At 67.3% G+C, this 15,640-nt stretch carries 16 protein-coding genes and 1 pseudogene; 12 read left to right on the top strand and 5 right to left on the bottom strand.

The features are described from left to right. Positions 1-14: 14 nt before the first annotated feature. A pseudogene (locus BHS09_RS09040) lies at positions 15-434 on the bottom strand (integrase core domain-containing protein); the annotation flags it as partial. 16 nt (positions 435-450) lie between these two features. Between BHS09_RS09040 and BHS09_RS40235 the strand changes: the two are divergent. Then, complete coding sequence (locus BHS09_RS40235; RefSeq protein WP_140800640.1) at positions 451-873, top strand: HYR domain-containing protein; 423 nt, start codon at positions 451-453, stop codon at positions 871-873. A 216-nt stretch (positions 874-1,089) separates the two neighbouring features. Beyond that, the gene (locus BHS09_RS09030) at positions 1,090-4,830 is read left to right on the top strand and encodes an HYR domain-containing protein (RefSeq protein ID WP_161605138.1); all 3,741 of its coding nucleotides are present in this window, start codon (positions 1,090-1,092) and stop codon (positions 4,828-4,830) included. 290 nt (positions 4,831-5,120) lie between these two features. Here BHS09_RS09030 and BHS09_RS09025 read toward each other — a convergent pair whose 3' ends face one another. From BHS09_RS09025 to BHS09_RS09015, 3 genes are all read right to left on the bottom strand, one after another. Further along, positions 5,121-5,714, bottom strand: a complete 594-nt coding sequence (locus BHS09_RS09025) for a transposase (protein WP_237080260.1) — start codon at positions 5,712-5,714, stop codon at positions 5,121-5,123. After that, entirely contained in the window at positions 5,635-6,123 is a 489-nt protein-coding gene (locus tag BHS09_RS40230) for a helix-turn-helix domain-containing protein (RefSeq protein WP_140797678.1), read from the bottom strand. Before BHS09_RS40230 ends, BHS09_RS09025 begins: the two co-directional genes overlap by 80 nt. 371 nt (positions 6,124-6,494) lie before the next feature. Beyond that, the gene (locus BHS09_RS09015; RefSeq protein ID WP_237080259.1) at positions 6,495-7,679 is read right to left on the bottom strand and encodes a PDZ domain-containing protein; all 1,185 of its coding nucleotides are present in this window, start codon (positions 7,677-7,679) and stop codon (positions 6,495-6,497) included. A gap of 431 nt (positions 7,680-8,110) precedes the next feature. On the opposite strand from BHS09_RS09015, the gene hsp20 reads away from it, so the two are divergent. From hsp20 to BHS09_RS08965, 10 genes are read left to right on the top strand one after another with little or no spacing between them, the layout of a single operon-like run. Further along, positions 8,111-8,635, top strand: a complete 525-nt coding sequence (hsp20, locus tag BHS09_RS09010; RefSeq protein WP_140788966.1) for an archaeal heat shock protein Hsp20 — start codon at positions 8,111-8,113, stop codon at positions 8,633-8,635. Then, positions 8,632-10,767: a CDC48 family AAA ATPase gene (locus BHS09_RS09005; protein WP_140797676.1), complete on the top strand. Its 2,136-nt coding sequence runs from the start codon at positions 8,632-8,634 to the stop codon at positions 10,765-10,767. Before hsp20 ends, BHS09_RS09005 begins: the two co-directional genes overlap by 4 nt. Then, on the top strand, positions 10,764-11,606 hold the full coding sequence (locus tag BHS09_RS09000) for a GvpL/GvpF family gas vesicle protein (RefSeq protein WP_237078164.1): 843 nt from the start codon (positions 10,764-10,766) through the stop codon (positions 11,604-11,606). The genes BHS09_RS09005 and BHS09_RS09000 overlap by 4 nt, the downstream gene beginning before the upstream one ends. Next, the gene (locus BHS09_RS08995; protein ID WP_140797675.1) at positions 11,603-12,370 is read left to right on the top strand and encodes a GvpL/GvpF family gas vesicle protein; all 768 of its coding nucleotides are present in this window, start codon (positions 11,603-11,605) and stop codon (positions 12,368-12,370) included. The genes BHS09_RS09000 and BHS09_RS08995 overlap by 4 nt, the downstream gene beginning before the upstream one ends. A gap of 7 nt (positions 12,371-12,377) precedes the next feature. Beyond that, positions 12,378-12,602, top strand: coding sequence for a gas vesicle protein GvpJ (gvpJ, locus tag BHS09_RS08990; RefSeq protein WP_140788962.1), 225 nt, complete (start codon positions 12,378-12,380; stop codon positions 12,600-12,602). Positions 12,603-12,632: 30 nt separating this feature from the next. Beyond that, positions 12,633-13,442 carry a GvpL/GvpF family gas vesicle protein gene (locus BHS09_RS08985; RefSeq protein WP_140788961.1) on the top strand — a complete coding sequence of 270 codons (810 nt, stop codon included), beginning with the start codon at positions 12,633-12,635 and terminating at the stop codon, positions 13,440-13,442. Further along, entirely contained in the window at positions 13,439-13,720 is a 282-nt protein-coding gene (locus BHS09_RS08980; protein WP_140797674.1) for a gas vesicle protein GvpG, read from the top strand. Before BHS09_RS08985 ends, BHS09_RS08980 begins: the two co-directional genes overlap by 4 nt. Beyond that, the gene (locus BHS09_RS08975) at positions 13,717-13,938 is read left to right on the top strand and encodes a gas vesicle protein (RefSeq protein ID WP_011552834.1); all 222 of its coding nucleotides are present in this window, start codon (positions 13,717-13,719) and stop codon (positions 13,936-13,938) included. The genes BHS09_RS08980 and BHS09_RS08975 overlap by 4 nt, the downstream gene beginning before the upstream one ends. A gap of 48 nt (positions 13,939-13,986) precedes the next feature. Continuing rightward, a complete protein-coding gene (locus BHS09_RS08970) occupies positions 13,987-14,313 on the top strand; it encodes a gas vesicle protein K (protein WP_140788957.1) in 327 nt (108 codons plus the stop codon). A gap of 34 nt (positions 14,314-14,347) precedes the next feature. Further along, positions 14,348-14,713, top strand: coding sequence for a gas vesicle protein (locus BHS09_RS08965; protein WP_140788956.1), 366 nt, complete (start codon positions 14,348-14,350; stop codon positions 14,711-14,713). 142 nt (positions 14,714-14,855) lie between these two features. Here BHS09_RS08965 and BHS09_RS08960 read toward each other — a convergent pair whose 3' ends face one another. Next, positions 14,856-15,380, bottom strand: a complete 525-nt coding sequence (locus BHS09_RS08960; protein WP_237078163.1) for an integrase core domain-containing protein — start codon at positions 15,378-15,380, stop codon at positions 14,856-14,858. Positions 15,381-15,640 lie beyond the last annotated feature (260 nt).

The raw sequence follows: 15,640 nt of genomic DNA, 5'->3' as shown, positions 1-15,640 counted from the left end.
CTTCGGACCACTGACTACGAGAGATGCTGCGTCCGGGATGGGTTGGGTACCACTGCTTCGCTCTGCCGTCGAAATTCCAGAGGCGTGAGGTAGCCGAGACTCGAGTGGGGTCGGACTTGGTTGTAGTGCTGTCGCCAAGCTTCAATGACAGCCCTCGCCTCCGTCCTGGAGTGAAACCATTCCTTGCTGAGGTACTCGTCACGAAGGCGTCCGTTGAAGCTCTCGTCGGTGCCGTTCTGCCAGGGCCTGCCCGGTGCGATGTGCGCCAGCTCGATGCGAGCTTCCGCGGCCCACTGAAGGATGGCCGAGGCCACGAACTCCGGTCCGTTGTCACTGCGCATGTACCTTGGTGCCCCTCGCTGGCGCACCAGCCTCGACAGCACCTCCATCATCACTGGAGATTCGGGCTTGGCCATCGTGCTGGAGACGTCGATTCCCTAGGGGACGCCTCTGCGCCCGGGCACCCACTCCGTCACCGTCACCGCCCGGGACCCGTCTGGGAACTCGAGCAGTTGCACCTTCTCCATCGTCGTCGTGAAGCCTGACGGCGGAGGTGGTTCTGGTGGTGGAGGCTGTCAGCAATCGGGCACCGCGGGCCCGCTCGGTCTGGGATTGGCGTTGGCCGCGCTCATGAGGCGTGGGGCCGTCACGTCCGGGGAGCGCTCCTCGCGTGACGGCCTCCGCAGCGGGCCCGCACTGTCAGGGGGAGGGCTGTTCGTGTTGCCCGTGATGTGGCCTCCCGTGTACAAACGTGTCGTTCATGGCACACACCCCGGGCGTGGGCGTGAGGAGACAGCCGTGGCTGGTCGCCCACTCCCTGGGATGGATGGGCGGCCTCCGCGTCGAGGGGATCGCTGGCATGAGAGTTGCTGACTGCCGTCGAGCGCATACCGTCACCTCGCGCTGCGTCTCCTCACACCCCACCCCATGACTCCAATCCAATCCATCGTACGCACGGGTGCGCTCCTGGCCACGTGCCTCGGCGTCGCCTGTGCTGAGACCTCGGACGCGCCGGCGTCCTCGGCGCCCCCACCTCAAACGTCGGGCGCGCGCCTCGCTCCTGGCACGCCTTATCTGGTGAAGGACCTCTTGCTTGGCGAGCTCACCCACGAAGTGTATTCGTTCAGCCCCAAGGGCTTCGTCTCGCTCGGCGGGTTCACCTTTTATACGGCGGACGACGGCACGGGAGACGTGGAGCTGTGGAAGACAGATGGGACGACGGCGGGCACGTCGCTGGTGAGGGATTTACTCCCAGGCCCCGCGCCTTCACAGCCGTCGAACCTCACGGAGATGGGCGGGAGGTTGTACTTCAATGCCCGGACGGCTCCGAGCAACACCACCTCCGCCCTCTGGCGCACGGATGGAACGTCCGAGGGCACCACGCTGGTTGCTTCGATGACGCACCCTCCGGCGTTCATGACGGAGCACGGCGGCGCGCTCTACTTCGTGAAGTCGGCCCCCTCGTCCCAGTCGGGCTTCGAGTTGTGGCGGAGTGACGGCACCGCCGCCGGCACCACGCGCCTCACCACGGGCGTCACCGGGGGAGCCGCGTCGCACACGCACGCGTGGGTGGGAGACACGCTCTTCTTCGTCATCACCGACCCGACGTATGGGGGGACGCTGTGGAAGACCGACCTCACCGCCGCCGGCACGGTAATGGTGAAGGACGTGATGCCAGCCAACATGTCGAGCCATGACGGCCCCTTCGAGCTGTTCTCGTCGGGCACGCTGCTCTACTTCAAGACCCAGGGCATCGAGGACTACCGCTACGTGCTGTGGCGCAGCGACGGCACCGCGGAGGGGACCTACCGGCTGTTGTCCCTCCAGGCCTCGTCGTTCACGTCGTCCCCCCCCGACCTGGTGAGCCTGGATGGAAGGGTCTTCTTCTCACAGTGGGATGCCCAGGCGGGAAATGAGCTGTGGGTCTCAGATGGCACGGTGGCGGGCACGCAACGACTGCTCGACCTGCGTCCCGGTCCCGGGGGCGCGGAGCCCACGAGCCTCGTGGTGGGGGGCACGCGGCTCTGGTTCACCGCGGCGGTCGAGGACAGGAACTCGCAGGTCTTCGTGAGTGATGGCACCGCGCAGGGCACGCGTCAGGTCACGGGCCTGCCCACGCAGGAGCTCTCCAACGCCTGGGTCGCGGCGGTCGCGCCCGATGGCGTCTTCGTCTGGTCTGCGTTCCCGGGCTACGCGCGCGAGCTGTGGAAGACAGATGGAACCCTGTCGGGGCTCCAGAAGGTGGTCACCTTGGAGAGCAAATCCTCCTTCAGTATCGAGGTCCACCCCATCGCCGGCAACCACCTCTTCCTCTCCGTGCCCGCGGGATTCCTCTGGTTCAGTGATGGCACCGCGGAGGGCTCCCGCGCGCTGGGGCGTGTCATCCCCGACAGGGCCAGTGGGGCGCCACGGCAGGGCTTCAACGTGGGCGGTTCGCTCGTCTTCTTGGCGAGGGCACCGGATCCGTTCACCACGGACGACGAGCGCTATTGGACGAGCAGCGGGAGCGCGGAGGGGACGGTTCTCAACGTCGGAGGGGGCTCCAGCAATGGCGCGAGCCTCCGCCATGTCGGCACGGCGGGCGGACAGTCCTTCTTCTGGAGTCAGCGTCCGGGCATCGGGAGCGGCACCGAACACATCGCCGAGTTGCTTGTCACGGACGGAGACGGCTGGTGGGGTCGACCTTTCTTGTTCCGGGAGTTGCCCGCGACCCGCTATCCCGTGGGCCAGACCCCTCCCGCCGCCGTCCTGGGACAAACGCTCTACTTCGGCTCCAACGGCGCGGAGAGCCAAGGCACGTCGTCGCTCTGGAAGACGGACGGGGGCCTGAAGGGCACCGTGTCCGTGGCGGCGGTGCAGAACGGCATCTTCAACGTGAACCCCCGCCTCTTCGTCACCGCGGGAGAGCACCTCTTCTTCGCCGCGGGCATTGGGCTGGGAGACGAGTCGCTGTGGACGAGCGACGGTACCGCGCCAGGCACGCGGCAGGTGAAGGCATTTCTCTCCGACGACCTCGCCACGCCCCCCATCCGCCACATGGTTGCATGGGGCAGCCAGGTGCTCTTCTGGGCCGCGACGGAGGCGGAGGGCTTCGCGCTGTGGACGAGCGACGGAACGGAGTCGGGCACGCGTGTGCTGACGCGCTTCTCCGGGAGCCCGTCTGTCTTCGGGGACCCGCTGAGCACCGTCTTGATGGGGGGGCAGGTCTACTTCGTCACCTGGACCCAGGGCGGCCCCGCGCGCTTGTGGAGGACGAGCGGAGGCCCGGCGGAACAGGTCGCCCTCCTCGAGGCGCCCAGCAAGGCCCTGGTCCCCACCCGGCTCACCGCGTTCCAGGGCGCGCTGTGGTTCTGGGCTTATGACGCAGGACATGGCTACGAGCCCTGGACGAGCGATGGGACGGCAATGGGAACCCGACGGGTGAAGGACATCCATCCGGGGCCTGCGAGCGCGACGGGCACCCCGGAGCCGATGGTCGCGTTGGGGCCGGATGGGCCCCTGGTGTTCGCGGCGTCGGATGGACCGTCAGGATTGGAGCTTTGGATGACCGACGGGACGGAGGCTGGAACCGTGCGCCTCGCGGACCTGGCGCCGGGGCCGGACTCGTCGTCGCCCACGGAGCTTGCGGTCGCGGGACGCCACCTGTTCTTCCAGGCGCGCACCCGCGAGACGGGCGCCGAGCTGTGGGCGATGGAGCGCACCGTCCAGGACACGTCACCTCCCGATGTGACGTGTCCACCGTCTGTCGCCGACGAGGCCATGCGCCGGTACTCGCAGCCCGTGACGTTCGCGAGCGCCACGGCGGTGGACGCGAGCGGCGCGCCGCCCATCATCCGCTACAGCCATCGCTCCGGTCACTCGTTCTCCCTCGGTACCACCGCGGTGACGGTGACCGCGCTGGACGAGTCCGGCAATCGCGCGACGTGCACGTTCGACGTCACGGTGCGCGACACCCGCCCCCCAACCATCACCTGCGACCCGACACCCTTTCGCATCGAGGCGACCCACGTCGAAGGAGCGCCCCTCTTCATTCCCTATTCCCTGGTGACGGCCGAGGATGTGGCCTCGGAGATATCCATGGAGTACAGCATCGAGCAGGGGCGCATGCTCGCGCTGGGGACCACGCCCATCACGGCCACCGCGCGAGATTCCTGGGGCAATACCGCGAGCTGCACCTTCGAGGTCATCGTCCAGGACACGACGGCGCCCACCCTGAGCGCCTGTCCGGCGTACCTCTCCATTGAGGCGACAGGGCCCGAAGGCGCCTCCTTGGCTTTCGACCTCCCAAAGGCCACGGATGTGGCGTCGCGCCCGGAAGTGGACGTGACGCCTGCCATGGGGAGCCTCATTCCCCTGGGCACGAGCGAGGTCCTGGTGACCGCGCGGGACACGGCGAAGAATCAGGTCCACTGTGTCGTCCCGATCTCCGTCAACGACACCACCGCTCCACAGTTTATCTGCCCCGATACACAGCGGCTCGTCGCGGAGCCGGTGGATGGGAAGGCCGCGGCGACATGGCCGGAGGTCATCGCGACGGACCGTGTCAGCGGGCCCTCCTTGCATTACTCGCTCGCGCGAGGCACGCGGCTGCCGGAGGGGACGCACCCGGTGAGCATCACCGCGACGGACGCGGCGAAGAACAGCCGCAGCTGCTCGTTCTCCATCGTCGTGACGAAGGCACCTACGTCCCCCGAACCAGAAACGCCAACCCCGCGACCTGAGAGAGGGGGGTGTCAGGCGGGAGGCTCGGGCGCGAGTGGGCTCAGCGCGGTGTTGCTGGGATGGTGGCTCACGCGGTCCCGTCGGCGTGGCGCGGCCCACGCGCGCTAAGATGAGGCGTCGTGCGCGTGAGCCTCGGCCTCTCCTGTGCCTACCCCAAATTCGGTCACTGCGTCATGAGTGCGTCAAGGCTGCGTCAAAACGCGCGTCATGACGGGAGAGCGATGCGCACGACGAGCCGTTGGGTCCTCTTTCCCGTTTGAAAGAGGTCGGAATTACGCCCAGACCAAACGCCGCAACATGTCTTTGCCTGCGTGTGGGCACACCCATTCCGTTCTGCGAACGCAGGCAGGATGGTGCAGCACGCGCGGGTCTATGAGGGCATCGGAAGGACCGAGGCTCTACGCAGCTCGGCGCTCGTACCGATGGTGAAGCCCGAAGACTTCCCGTAGCTCTATCACCTTGGCTCCGTGCTCCGAGCCCTGCACCTCACGCCTCTCGGGCGCATCCTTCCCGAGGGACAGGTGCGTCCGGCTCGCGTTGTAGTAGCGCTGGTACTCGCGCAGCAGGCGCCGAGCATGGGCTTCATTCAGGACGACGACATGGTCCAGCAGTTCCCTCAGGGCGCGGCAGGAGTGGGTGCTGAGGTTGTCGAGCACCAGGTGAATGGTTTCTGCGTCCGGGTATTGACTGGCAATGTCTCGCAGCGCTTCGACGAATGCCTCGCTCTTTCTGTTGGGCGTGGCCTTCACGAAGTGCCAGCCCGCTTTGGGCGCCACTGCGCAGAAGAGATTGGCGGTGCCACAACGGAAGTAGGCGTAATCCTGGCGTGCCTCTCGTCCAGGGCAGGCCGACGAAGCAGGACGTACCCACTCCAGTAGTTGCACGGGCCTCTCATCGAAGCAGACGACGGGCTCAGCCGGGCACAGTGGCCGCGCGTACAACTCCAGAACGTCCTCCATGCGCTCGATGTACTGGGTGTCCAGTTTGGGCACGCACCACATTTTCCCGCCAAGGCTTCAAGTCATGACGCAGGAGCAGTTCGCGCACGGTCTCCCGCCCAACCTTCGCAACGAAACCCCTGCGCACCGCCTCCTGGGCAATGAGGCGCACCGTCCAGCGGCCGCGGCCCTCCGGCGGCGGCGCACACACCATGGCGACTACCTCGCTGGCCTGCCTCTCCGTCAGAAGCCGCGCCGCTCCGGGCCGTGGCCTCTCATGCAGCGCTCCCACCAAGCCTTCCTGCTGGTAGCGGCGACGGACGGTGCGCGCCGTGGTTTGCGTGACGCCTACCGCCTCGGCTGCTCCCACTACCGTCCAGCCCTCGGACAGCAACTGCAGCGGATTGGAATCAGTGGACGGCCGTTGAGGTTTGCGCCGCGCAGAGGAGTCAATGCCCTCCACAGGTGTTTCTCAATCTGCTCTCCGGTCTTGCCGTTTGCAGGAACTCGCTGGTCGCGCTTGATGAATTCTGCGCGATTGGGGGACTCAAGAATGAGGATAACCGGCGCCAGCACCGTCCCCCTCTTCGGGACTGAGTTCCTGGAAAAGCTGAGCGGGGCATGGGTTGCCAGGAATAAACGCACTGAGATGCGCGCGTGAGACGTCCTGGAACACCGCGTCCAACTTCGCCATGCCCTCTCCAAGCATCTCGTCGATATCGATATCGGAACACTGCCACTACACTCGGAACACGTCGTTCGACGTAATCATCGCCGTTGAGGACGCAGCGGCTCGTCGGCGAGTGAGCCGCATGAGCGCTCGCGACACCCGGCTCAGGGGTGCGCGCCAACGATGAGGTCGATGCCCCTGGCAGCCCCGGCGCGCAGCACCTTGGCGTGCACGGTCTGGCCCACACGTTCCGGAGGCAGCTGCGCGACCAGGTCATCCACCTCTCGCAATGGCTGCCCCTCGAGCGTGAGCAGCGTGTCACCCGGATGCAGCCCCGCCTCCTCGGCCGGGCCATCCGGCTCCACGCTCGCGACCTTGAGGCCGCTCTGGGTGCCATGGACCTTCGCAAGCCTCTCCGGCAGCCGGACGGGGAAGGCCCCCATACCGAGGTAGCCGCTCGGCTTTTGTGCGGGCGCCTTCGTGGACGTGGCCTCGGTGCTGGGCGGCGACTTCTTCCCCCCTGGCTTCGCTGCCCCTCGAGCGACCTCGCGCGTTGTGTCCTTCATCGCCTTGCGCGCGCCTCTCGCAACCTCACCGCCCTCGCGCGCTGCGCCCCGGGTCGCCTCGGCGAACGCGCGTGTTGCACCTTGGGCGCTCTTGGTGACCTCGTCGAAGGCACGTGTTGCGTCCTGGGCGCCCTCGGCGACGTCTCGCGCCACTTCCTTCGCCCTCACCGCGGGCTCTCGCGGCGCTCTCTCCTTCACGTCGCGCTTGCGTGGCGCCCCCTGCTTCGGCCCTCCAGCCTTCTGCAGGCGCAGGCGCGTCGCGGCCGGGGGCCGACCCACTCCACCACCATGGGTCGCCATGGACATGCCTTCGCGCAATCGCTCCTTGAAGCCCTCGGCCACTCCTCCCTGCGTCGGCGCTCCACCCGATCCCCCCCTCAGCAACCGCTGACGTGCGGCGGCTGGGGGCCGCCCCACTCCACCATGGGTCGCCAGGAACATGCTCTCGCGCAATCGTTCTCGGAAGGCCTCGGCCCCTCCCTTCTTGCCCCCCTTCTCCGCCATCTTACGGAGCAGCCGCCCGGCGAGCAGTCCAATGCCCAGCAGCCCGAGGATGGAGCTCCCCGGCCTCTCCTTCAGCTTTTTTTGCGCGTCGCGGAGCCACTCCTCCATCGACCCTTCCTGGAGATAGAGGGTGGTGTCCTGGAGAACGCGGCTTCCCCCCTCGAGCACGGGCCGCGTCAGCACGGTCGGCAACCGCCTGGCCGCGACCGTGAGGAGCCTCGCTCCGGACTGCGCAAAGTTGGCGATGAGCGCCTCGCGCTGCGAGTGGAACCATTCCATTTCCTGCGCCTGTACATCCTGGGGGAGCGTCTCTTGCTGGACGCGCTTGCGCGTGTTCCCCCCGTTCGCAGTTCCTTTGACCGAGGCCATGGGTGCTCACACCGCTGACGCACACGCGTGCCGGACGCGCATGCGTTGTCCATGGAGAACGTAGACACGACAGGCGGCGAAGTTCAGGGAAGGTGAGGCGACCCCACCCCTCCCGCCCCGCCAGGTCGATCTGCCACCTCCTGGGCGATGGGCAGGGGAGCGCCATGACTGACGAGCCCCCTCAGGCGATGCGCCGATACCCACCGACCAGGCATCACCAGCCGGCCCCTATCCGTGCCGCTCCTCGCTGAGCATGGGGCGGGCGGAATCCCCACCTTCGAGTCTTGCCGCTGGGCATGGAGGGGGGGATGCCAGAGCTTTGAATCACGACAGGTGGAGCAATGGCAGAGAAGACCGGCATCAGCGGTGGAGGGTTCCTCGAAGGAATCACCACCCTCGTCACGAAACTGGCGGAGCTCGCGGAGAAGGGCGAACAGCTCCAACGCTCCGGAGAATTCGGAGCCTCCGACAAGGGGCACAGGGGCGTCTATGGCTTCAACGTGCGGATCGGAGGAGGCGCCCCCGGTCAACCGAGCGGCATTCCGCGCGTGGAGCCCTTCGGGAACATCCGCCAGGATCACCAGACCGGCAAGGCGGTCGTCCACCCCATCCGCGAGCCCCTGGTGGATGTCTTCGAGGAGGGGCCGGACGTGCTGGTGGTGGCCGAGCTGCCAGGTGTCGACCGCAAGGACATCACGCTGGAGCTCCGCGAAGACATCCTGACCCTGCATGCCGAGCACGGGGCGCTCAAGTACCACAAGGAGGTCCTGCTCCCCAGGCGCTTCACCCGCCGGCAGATGCACACCAGCTGCCGCAACGGCGTCCTCGAGATCCGCCTCACCGCCCAGGAGGAGAGCCACTCGTGACCGTCGCGACACGGGAACGTACGCAGACGCTGCGTGCCGCCGAGTCCCTCGGCAAGGACCTGGGCCGTGGCCTCGCCCGCATGGACCCCGCCGACATGCAGCGGCTGGGGGCGCAGATCGGCGACATCGTCACGCTGTCCGGCAAGCGCCGCAGCGCGGCCAGGGTGATGCCCTCCTACCCGGACGCCCGGGGGCGCGGAATCCTCCAGATTGACGGTGTGACCCGGGCCAACACCGGGGTGCAGTTGGACGAGCCGGTGAAGCTGACCCTGGCCCCCGCCCGACACGCCGAGAAGGTCGTGCTGGCGCCCCTGGAGTTCACCCCCGCGCAGCGCGACCTGGCCTACATCGGCACGCTGCTGGACGGACTGCCGGTGGTGAAGGGAGACCGGGTCCGGGCACTGCTGTTCGGCAGCCGCACGGCCGACTTCCGCGTCGTCGAGACCGCTCCTGTGGGGGCGGTGGTGATTCACCCCAACACCCTGTTGGAGGTCGCCAAGGCGCCGGAGAAGGAGAAGGTGACGCACGAGCGGGCGCGCACCGTCAGCTACGAGGACGTGGGTGGGCTGAAGCGGGAGCTGGGCCGCATCCGCGAGATCGTGGAGCTGCCGCTGCGGAATCCGGAGGTGTTCGAGCGGCTCGGGATCGACGCCCCCAAGGGGGTGCTGCTGTATGGCCCGCCGGGCTGCGGCAAGACGCTGATCGCCCGGGCGGTGGCCAACGAGACGGCGGCGGCGTTCTTCACCATCACCGGCCCGGAGATCATGCACAAGTTCTACGGAGAGAGTGAGGCCCACCTCCGGCAGATATTCGACGAGGCCCAGCGCAGGGCCCCGGCCATCATCTTCGTGGACGAGATAGACGCCATCGCTCCCCGGCGCGAGAACGTGCAGGGCGAGGTGGAGAAGCGCGTGGTGGCGCAGCTGCTGTCGCTGATGGACGGCCTGGCCCAACGCCGGCACGTCATCGTGCTGGCTGCCACCAACATCCCCAATGTGCTGGACCCGGCGCTGCGCCGCCCGGGGCGGTTCGACCGCGAGATCGCCATCTCCATCCCCGACCGCACGTCGCGCAAGGAGATCCTCGCCATCCACAGCCGGGGCATGCCGCTGGCAGAGGACGTGGACCTGGACCATCTGGCGGCCGTGACGCATGGCTTCGTAGGCGCAGACCTCCAGGCCCTGTGCCGCGAGGCGGCGATGCTCTGCCTGCGCCGGCTGATTCCCCACATCGACTTCGCCTCGGCCGAGATTCCCTACGACGAGCTGATGCAGGTCCAGGTGACGATGGCCGACTTCCAGGCGGCGCTGCACGAGGTGGGGCCATCGGCAATCCGCGAGGTGTTCGTGGAGACCCCAGACGTGGGCTGGAAGGACGTGGGCGGACTGGGGCAGCTCAAGCAGCGGCTCATCGAGGCGGTGGAGTGGCCGCTCCGGTACCCCGAGGAGTTCGCGCGGGCCAAGGTCCGCCCCCCCAAGGGCGTGCTGCTGAGCGGCCCTCCCGGCTGCGGCAAGACGCTGATGGCCAAGGCCGCCGCCCACGAGAGCCAGGTCAACTTCATCTCGGTCAAGGGCCCGGCGCTGCTCAACAAGTTCGTGGGGGAGTCCGAGAGGGGGGTGCGCGAGATCTTCCAGAAGGCCCGTCAGGCGGCCCCCTGCATCATCTTCTTCGATGAGATCGACTCGCTCGTGCCGACGCGCTCCGCCGGGGGGATGGACGAGCGCGTCACAGAGAGGGTCGTCAGCCAGTTCCTGTCCGAGATGGATGGCATCGAGGAGCTGACCGGCGTGCTGGTGCTCGCGGCCACCAACCGCGCGGACCTGCTCGACCCTGCGCTGCTGCGCCCGGGACGCTTCGACCTGCTCGTCGACGTGCCTCTGCCGGACCGCGAGGCGCGGCGCGAAATCTTCCAGGTCCACCTGCGCGACAAGCCGGTGGAGAAAAACCTCGACCTGGACGTGCTCGCTGCACGCAGCGAGTCCTTCTCCGGCGCCGACATCCAGGCCGTGTGCAACCAGGCCGCCTGGGATGCCGTGCGTCACGTCATCAGCGGCAAGGGAAAGCGCCTCGTCATCACATCCGAGAGCCTGCTCAAGGCGATCCGTGGGCACAAGGAGGCACGCCGGCCATGAGAGCCCACGGCAATCCCGATGTGCAGGGGCGCCGCAAGGGCCAGCAGGCCCTGTACGTCTATGGCTTCACGCGGGCAGGGGCGGTGGAGCGCTTCTCCGTTCCCGGTGTCAGCGACGCCGCCGACGTGCGGACGCTGAAGCTGGGGAACCTTGCCGCCATCTGCAGTCCTCTCTCGATGGAGGAGTTCCTGGGGCCGGAGGGTGCGGACCACACCCAGGACCTTGAGTGGGTGGCCCCCCGGGCGGTCAGGCACGAGCGCGTGCTCGAGGAGGTGATGCAGTCCTCGCCGGTGCTTCCGGTGAGCTTCGGGGCGATCTTCTCCTCACCGCGAGCGCTGTCCGAGGTGGTCGACGCCCACCGGCAGGAGATCTCCAGATTCCTCGACGACATCGCCGACAAGGAGGAATGGGCAGTCAAGGTCTACGCCAACGCCCAGCGCCTGCGCGCTCATCTGGAGCGAGCGCCCGAGTTCCGACAGCGCCTCCAGCACCTCCCCGAGACTCCCGGCGCGCGCTACTTCCACGAGAAGAAGCTGCAGCGCGAGCTCGACGAGCGCAGCCGCAACGAGGGACAGCGCCTGGCGGCCCACATCCGCGAGGAGCTCGCCCCGGGGGCGATCTCGGTGAAACCCCTGCGCCTGGCAGATCGCGGGCTCTCGGGCCGGCAGGACGACATGGTGCTGAACTCCGCGTTCCTGGTGCACTCCGGGCAGGTGCAGCGGTTCACCCAGCGCGTGCAGCAGCTCGCGGCCCGGTACCAGGCGCAGGGGTTGACGGTAGAGGCGACCGGCCCCTGGCCTCCCTACAGCTTCTGCCCCAGCCTGGAGGAGCGGCCGTGAAGTCAATCGTGTACGGCATCCTGGACGCACGGCAGGCAGCGAATGAGGCGCTGCCGCCGGGGCTGAACCAGGCGCCGCTGATGGCGGTGAAGCACGGCCACCTGGCTGCGGCCATCTCGCCGGTGGCGGAGGAGCTGGCCTCCTCGGCCGGCATCGAGCAGGCGCTGGAGTACGCCCGGGTGGTCGAGCAGCTGCACCGCCGACTGGCGGTGTTGCCCATGCGCTACGGCTGCTTCGTCCATCACCCCGAACAGGTGGTGGAGTTCCTGCACCGCTACGAGCGGCCGTTCTCGGACGCGCTGGCCCAGGTGGAGGGCTGTGACGAGATGGGTCTGCGCATCCTGTTCCAGGAGTCGGACGTGGCCGAGCCCCCGGCGCAGACAGGGGCGCCCACCGAGGCGGACGCCCAGACCCGCGGACGGGCCTACCTGGACAACCGGCGTCGCTTCTACGCGCAGCAGACACGTGTGGACCGCGCTGCCCGGCGCGTGGCGGAGCGGGCGCAGGCGGCCTTCTCCGGGCTGTTCGTCCGCTGCACCTGGGACCATGCCGCTCGCCCAGACGGGCAGCTGCTCTCCATGGCCTTCCTGGTGGAGCGCCCCAAGCTCGCCGAGTTCCGGCGGGCCTTCCTTCGCTTCCAGAAAGACTGCCCCGGCAATGTGATGTGCAGCGGCCCGTGGCCCCCCTACGGCTTCGTGGCAGACCTGGCAAAGCCTGCCGTCGCAGCCCTCGCCGAGCTGGAGCACCTCCAAGAGAAAGGATGAATACGTCATGGCAAACGTCTCAACTTCTACCGGGACGTCCTCGACGGCCGACGTCATCGACCGGATCCTGGACAAGGGAATCGTGGTCGATGCCTGGGTGAAGGTCTCGCTGGTCGGCATCGAGGTGCTCTCTATCGAGGCACGCGTCGTGATCGCTTCGATCGAGACCTACCTCAAGTACGCCGACGCCATCGGCCTCACCGCCGCTGCGGCTGCGCCTGTCGCGGTCTGAACCTCCACCTGAACAGGACAGGACAACGTCATGCCACGCGCCAAGACTCGACACGAGAAGTCCACCCCGGAGGGACGCTACCTGTACGCGGTGGTTCCGATAGAGGTGGTCGACTCGCTGAACCTCGACACTCCCGGCATCCAGGGGGCAGACGTGCACCCGGTGACGTCCGGAAAGCTGGCGGCCATCGTCAGCAATATCGAGCAGCAGTCGCTTCGGCCGGAGCGTAAACACCTCAGCACCCACAGCGCAGTGCTGGGCCAGGTGATGGACCAGGCGCCGATGCTGCCGGTCGCGTTCGGCATCATTGCCGGCAGCGAACGGGAGGTCCGGAACCTGCTGGCCGAGCACGCGAACGACTTCCTCACGCAACTCCGTGCGGTGAGTGGGAATGTGGAGATGGGCCTTCGGATCCGGCTGAGCGCCCCCAATGCGTTCGGGTACTACGTCAACGCCTTCCCCGAGCTCAAGGCGATGCGGGACGACCTCTACCGCGAGGGGGAACCGTCGCGCGAAGAGAAGATCGAGCTGGGGAAGTACTTCGTCGACCTGCTCAACGGCTTCCGTGAGGCGACCGCCGACAAGGTGCTCGATGGAATCGAGTCCGTGGCCAGGCAGACCGTGGTCAACGAGCCGCGCAATGAGTCGGAGGTGGTGAATCTGGCCGCGCTGGTGCCACAAAAGAAGGTCGACGCCTTCAACGCGACCGTGGAGAAGCTGGGCGCGACGCTGCCCGAGAACTTCCAGGTGGACGTGACCGGCCCCTGGCCGCCGTACAACTTCACCCAGCTGCGAATCCACTTCGAAGAGGTGGAAGAGGCAGCGCAGGGGGCACCTTGATCATCCTGGACGACATCCTGATGGCCCCTGCCCGGAGCATCTCGTGGATCTTCCGCTCGGTGCACAAGGCCGTGCAGGACGAACAGGCCAAGGAGCAGACCGACCTCCGCACCCGCCTGAGCGACCTGTACCGGGAGCTCGAGCGCGGCGAGATCACGGAGGAGCAGTTCGACGAGCAGGAGTCGCAGCTGCTCGACCGCCTGGACGCGTTGAAGGAAGCACAGGAAGGGGCAGGGCCTGCGACTCCTAAAACAGGCCCTGGAGGTGAGAACAGATGAACGGGCAGGCGACGACACCCGAGGCACAGCAGGAGCGCGCCTCGGTGTTGGAGTTGCTGGACCGGGTGCTCAACAAGGGCGTGGTCATCAGCGGTGACCTGGTGATTTCGGTGGCCGACGTGGACCTCATCTACCTGGGCCTGCGGCTGCTGTTGACCTCGGTGGAGACGGCGCTGGAGGTGGGCACCCTTCCCGAACATCCGCAGCGCTTGCAGTGAGGCGGGTGGAGGACCCGCCCACGCGCGGGATGGGAGACGGGGTGAACCATGGCAGTCGAGGGCGCACCACAGGCGGTGGAGGAGCTCGCCCGAGCGTTGGAGCCGACGAAGCCGCCCAAGCTGGAACTGGACGAGGAGAACGTCCAGGCCGGGCTGGTGCGGCTGGTGCTCGCCGTCGTCGAGCTCATCCGCCAGTTGCTGGAGAGGCAGGCGCTGCGACGGATTGACGCCGGCTCACTGAGCGAGGAGCAGATTGAGCGGCTGGGCGTCACCTTCCTGCGCCTGCAGGAGCAGATGGATGACTTGAAGAAGCAATTCCACCTGACGGACGAGGACCTGAATCTGGACCTCGGGCCGCTGGGCACGACGCTGTGAGGCTGGCCGAGCAGCGGACAGAGAGCGAGGAGCCATGGCCCAAATCGACGATCCCGTGACGACGCCCCCTCAGCGACACTACCCGCCCACCTCGACCCGCGGCAGCTCCGTGGCCGACATCCTCGAGCGGGTGCTGGACAAGGGCATCGTCATCACCGGGGACATCAAGATCAATCTGACGAACGTCGAGCTGCTGACCATCCAGATCCGACTGATCATCTGCTCGGTGGAGCGGGCGCAGGAGATGGGCCTGGACTGGTGGACGACCAACCCCAACTTCAGCTCCCGTGCACGACAGCAGCTCTCGGCGGCTCAGGCGCCCGCGGCGGCTCCGGCCCCACGTGCTGCGCCCAAGCCCTCCCCCACGACCAGGCGCGCGCCCAAGGCCAAGAAGGTGTAGGGAGGGGCCGCACGCGCAAGACTCGCGCGGACCCCTTGTGCCTACCCAAAATTCGGTCGCTGCGTCAAAACGCGCGTCATGACGGTGAGCGATGCGCACGACGAGTCGCCGGGACCTCTCTCCTGCTTGATTGAGGTCGGAATTACGCCCGGACCAGACGTCTCAACGCCTCTCTGCCTGCGTGTGGCCCCCCTCCCTTCCTGCGAAGGTAGGCAGGATGGTGAGGCAGGCGCAGGTCCGTGAGAGTGTTACCGAGCGACAGGTGCGTCCGGCTCGCATTGTAGTAACGCTGGTACTCGCGCAGCAGGCGCCGAGCGTGGGACTCGTGCAAGACGACGACATGGTCCAGCAGTTCCCTGCGAATCGAGCCGATGACTCTCTCCGCATAGGGATTCTGCCACGGACAACGTGCTGAACTCGGCACCTCGCGAGCCCCAAGATGGGTGAGAGTGGCACGAACCCCTTCGGTGTAGAGCTTGTCCCTATCTCGGTGCAAATACCGCGGAGCGCTGGCCCAAGGGAAGGCCTCTCGCAACTGCTGCTTCGTCCATTCCTCCGGCGGGTGCGCTGTCACGTTGAGGTGGAGGATTCGCCTGTCCCGGTGACTCACCACCACGAATCCCAGCAGAACTCCGAACGTCGCGGTGGGAATGACAAAGAAGTCCATCCCCGCAGACTCCGCCAGATGCAAGCGCAAGAAGCTTCGCCATGAGGGCGATGGGTTCGGCGCTCCCCTTCTCGGTCTGGGCACGTACCGAGCGACCATTGTCTGGCCTACGTCCATCCCCAGTGGAGTTGTCCGAGGCCGCCCCACCCGACTCCAGGACTTCCAGCGCCAGAAGAGCCGAAAGCCCATCCGATGCCACTTCACCACTGTCGCCGGCTGCACCAAGCACAGTGGCCTCCGCCAACCCTTCCAGAGGCGTT

It is taken from the genome of Myxococcus xanthus (assembly GCF_006402735.1).
GTDB lineage: Bacteria > Myxococcota > Myxococcia > Myxococcales > Myxococcaceae > Myxococcus > Myxococcus xanthus_A.
The sequence above is the reverse complement of the archived record's forward strand: the minus strand, read 5'-3'. Positions and strand labels throughout refer to the sequence as shown.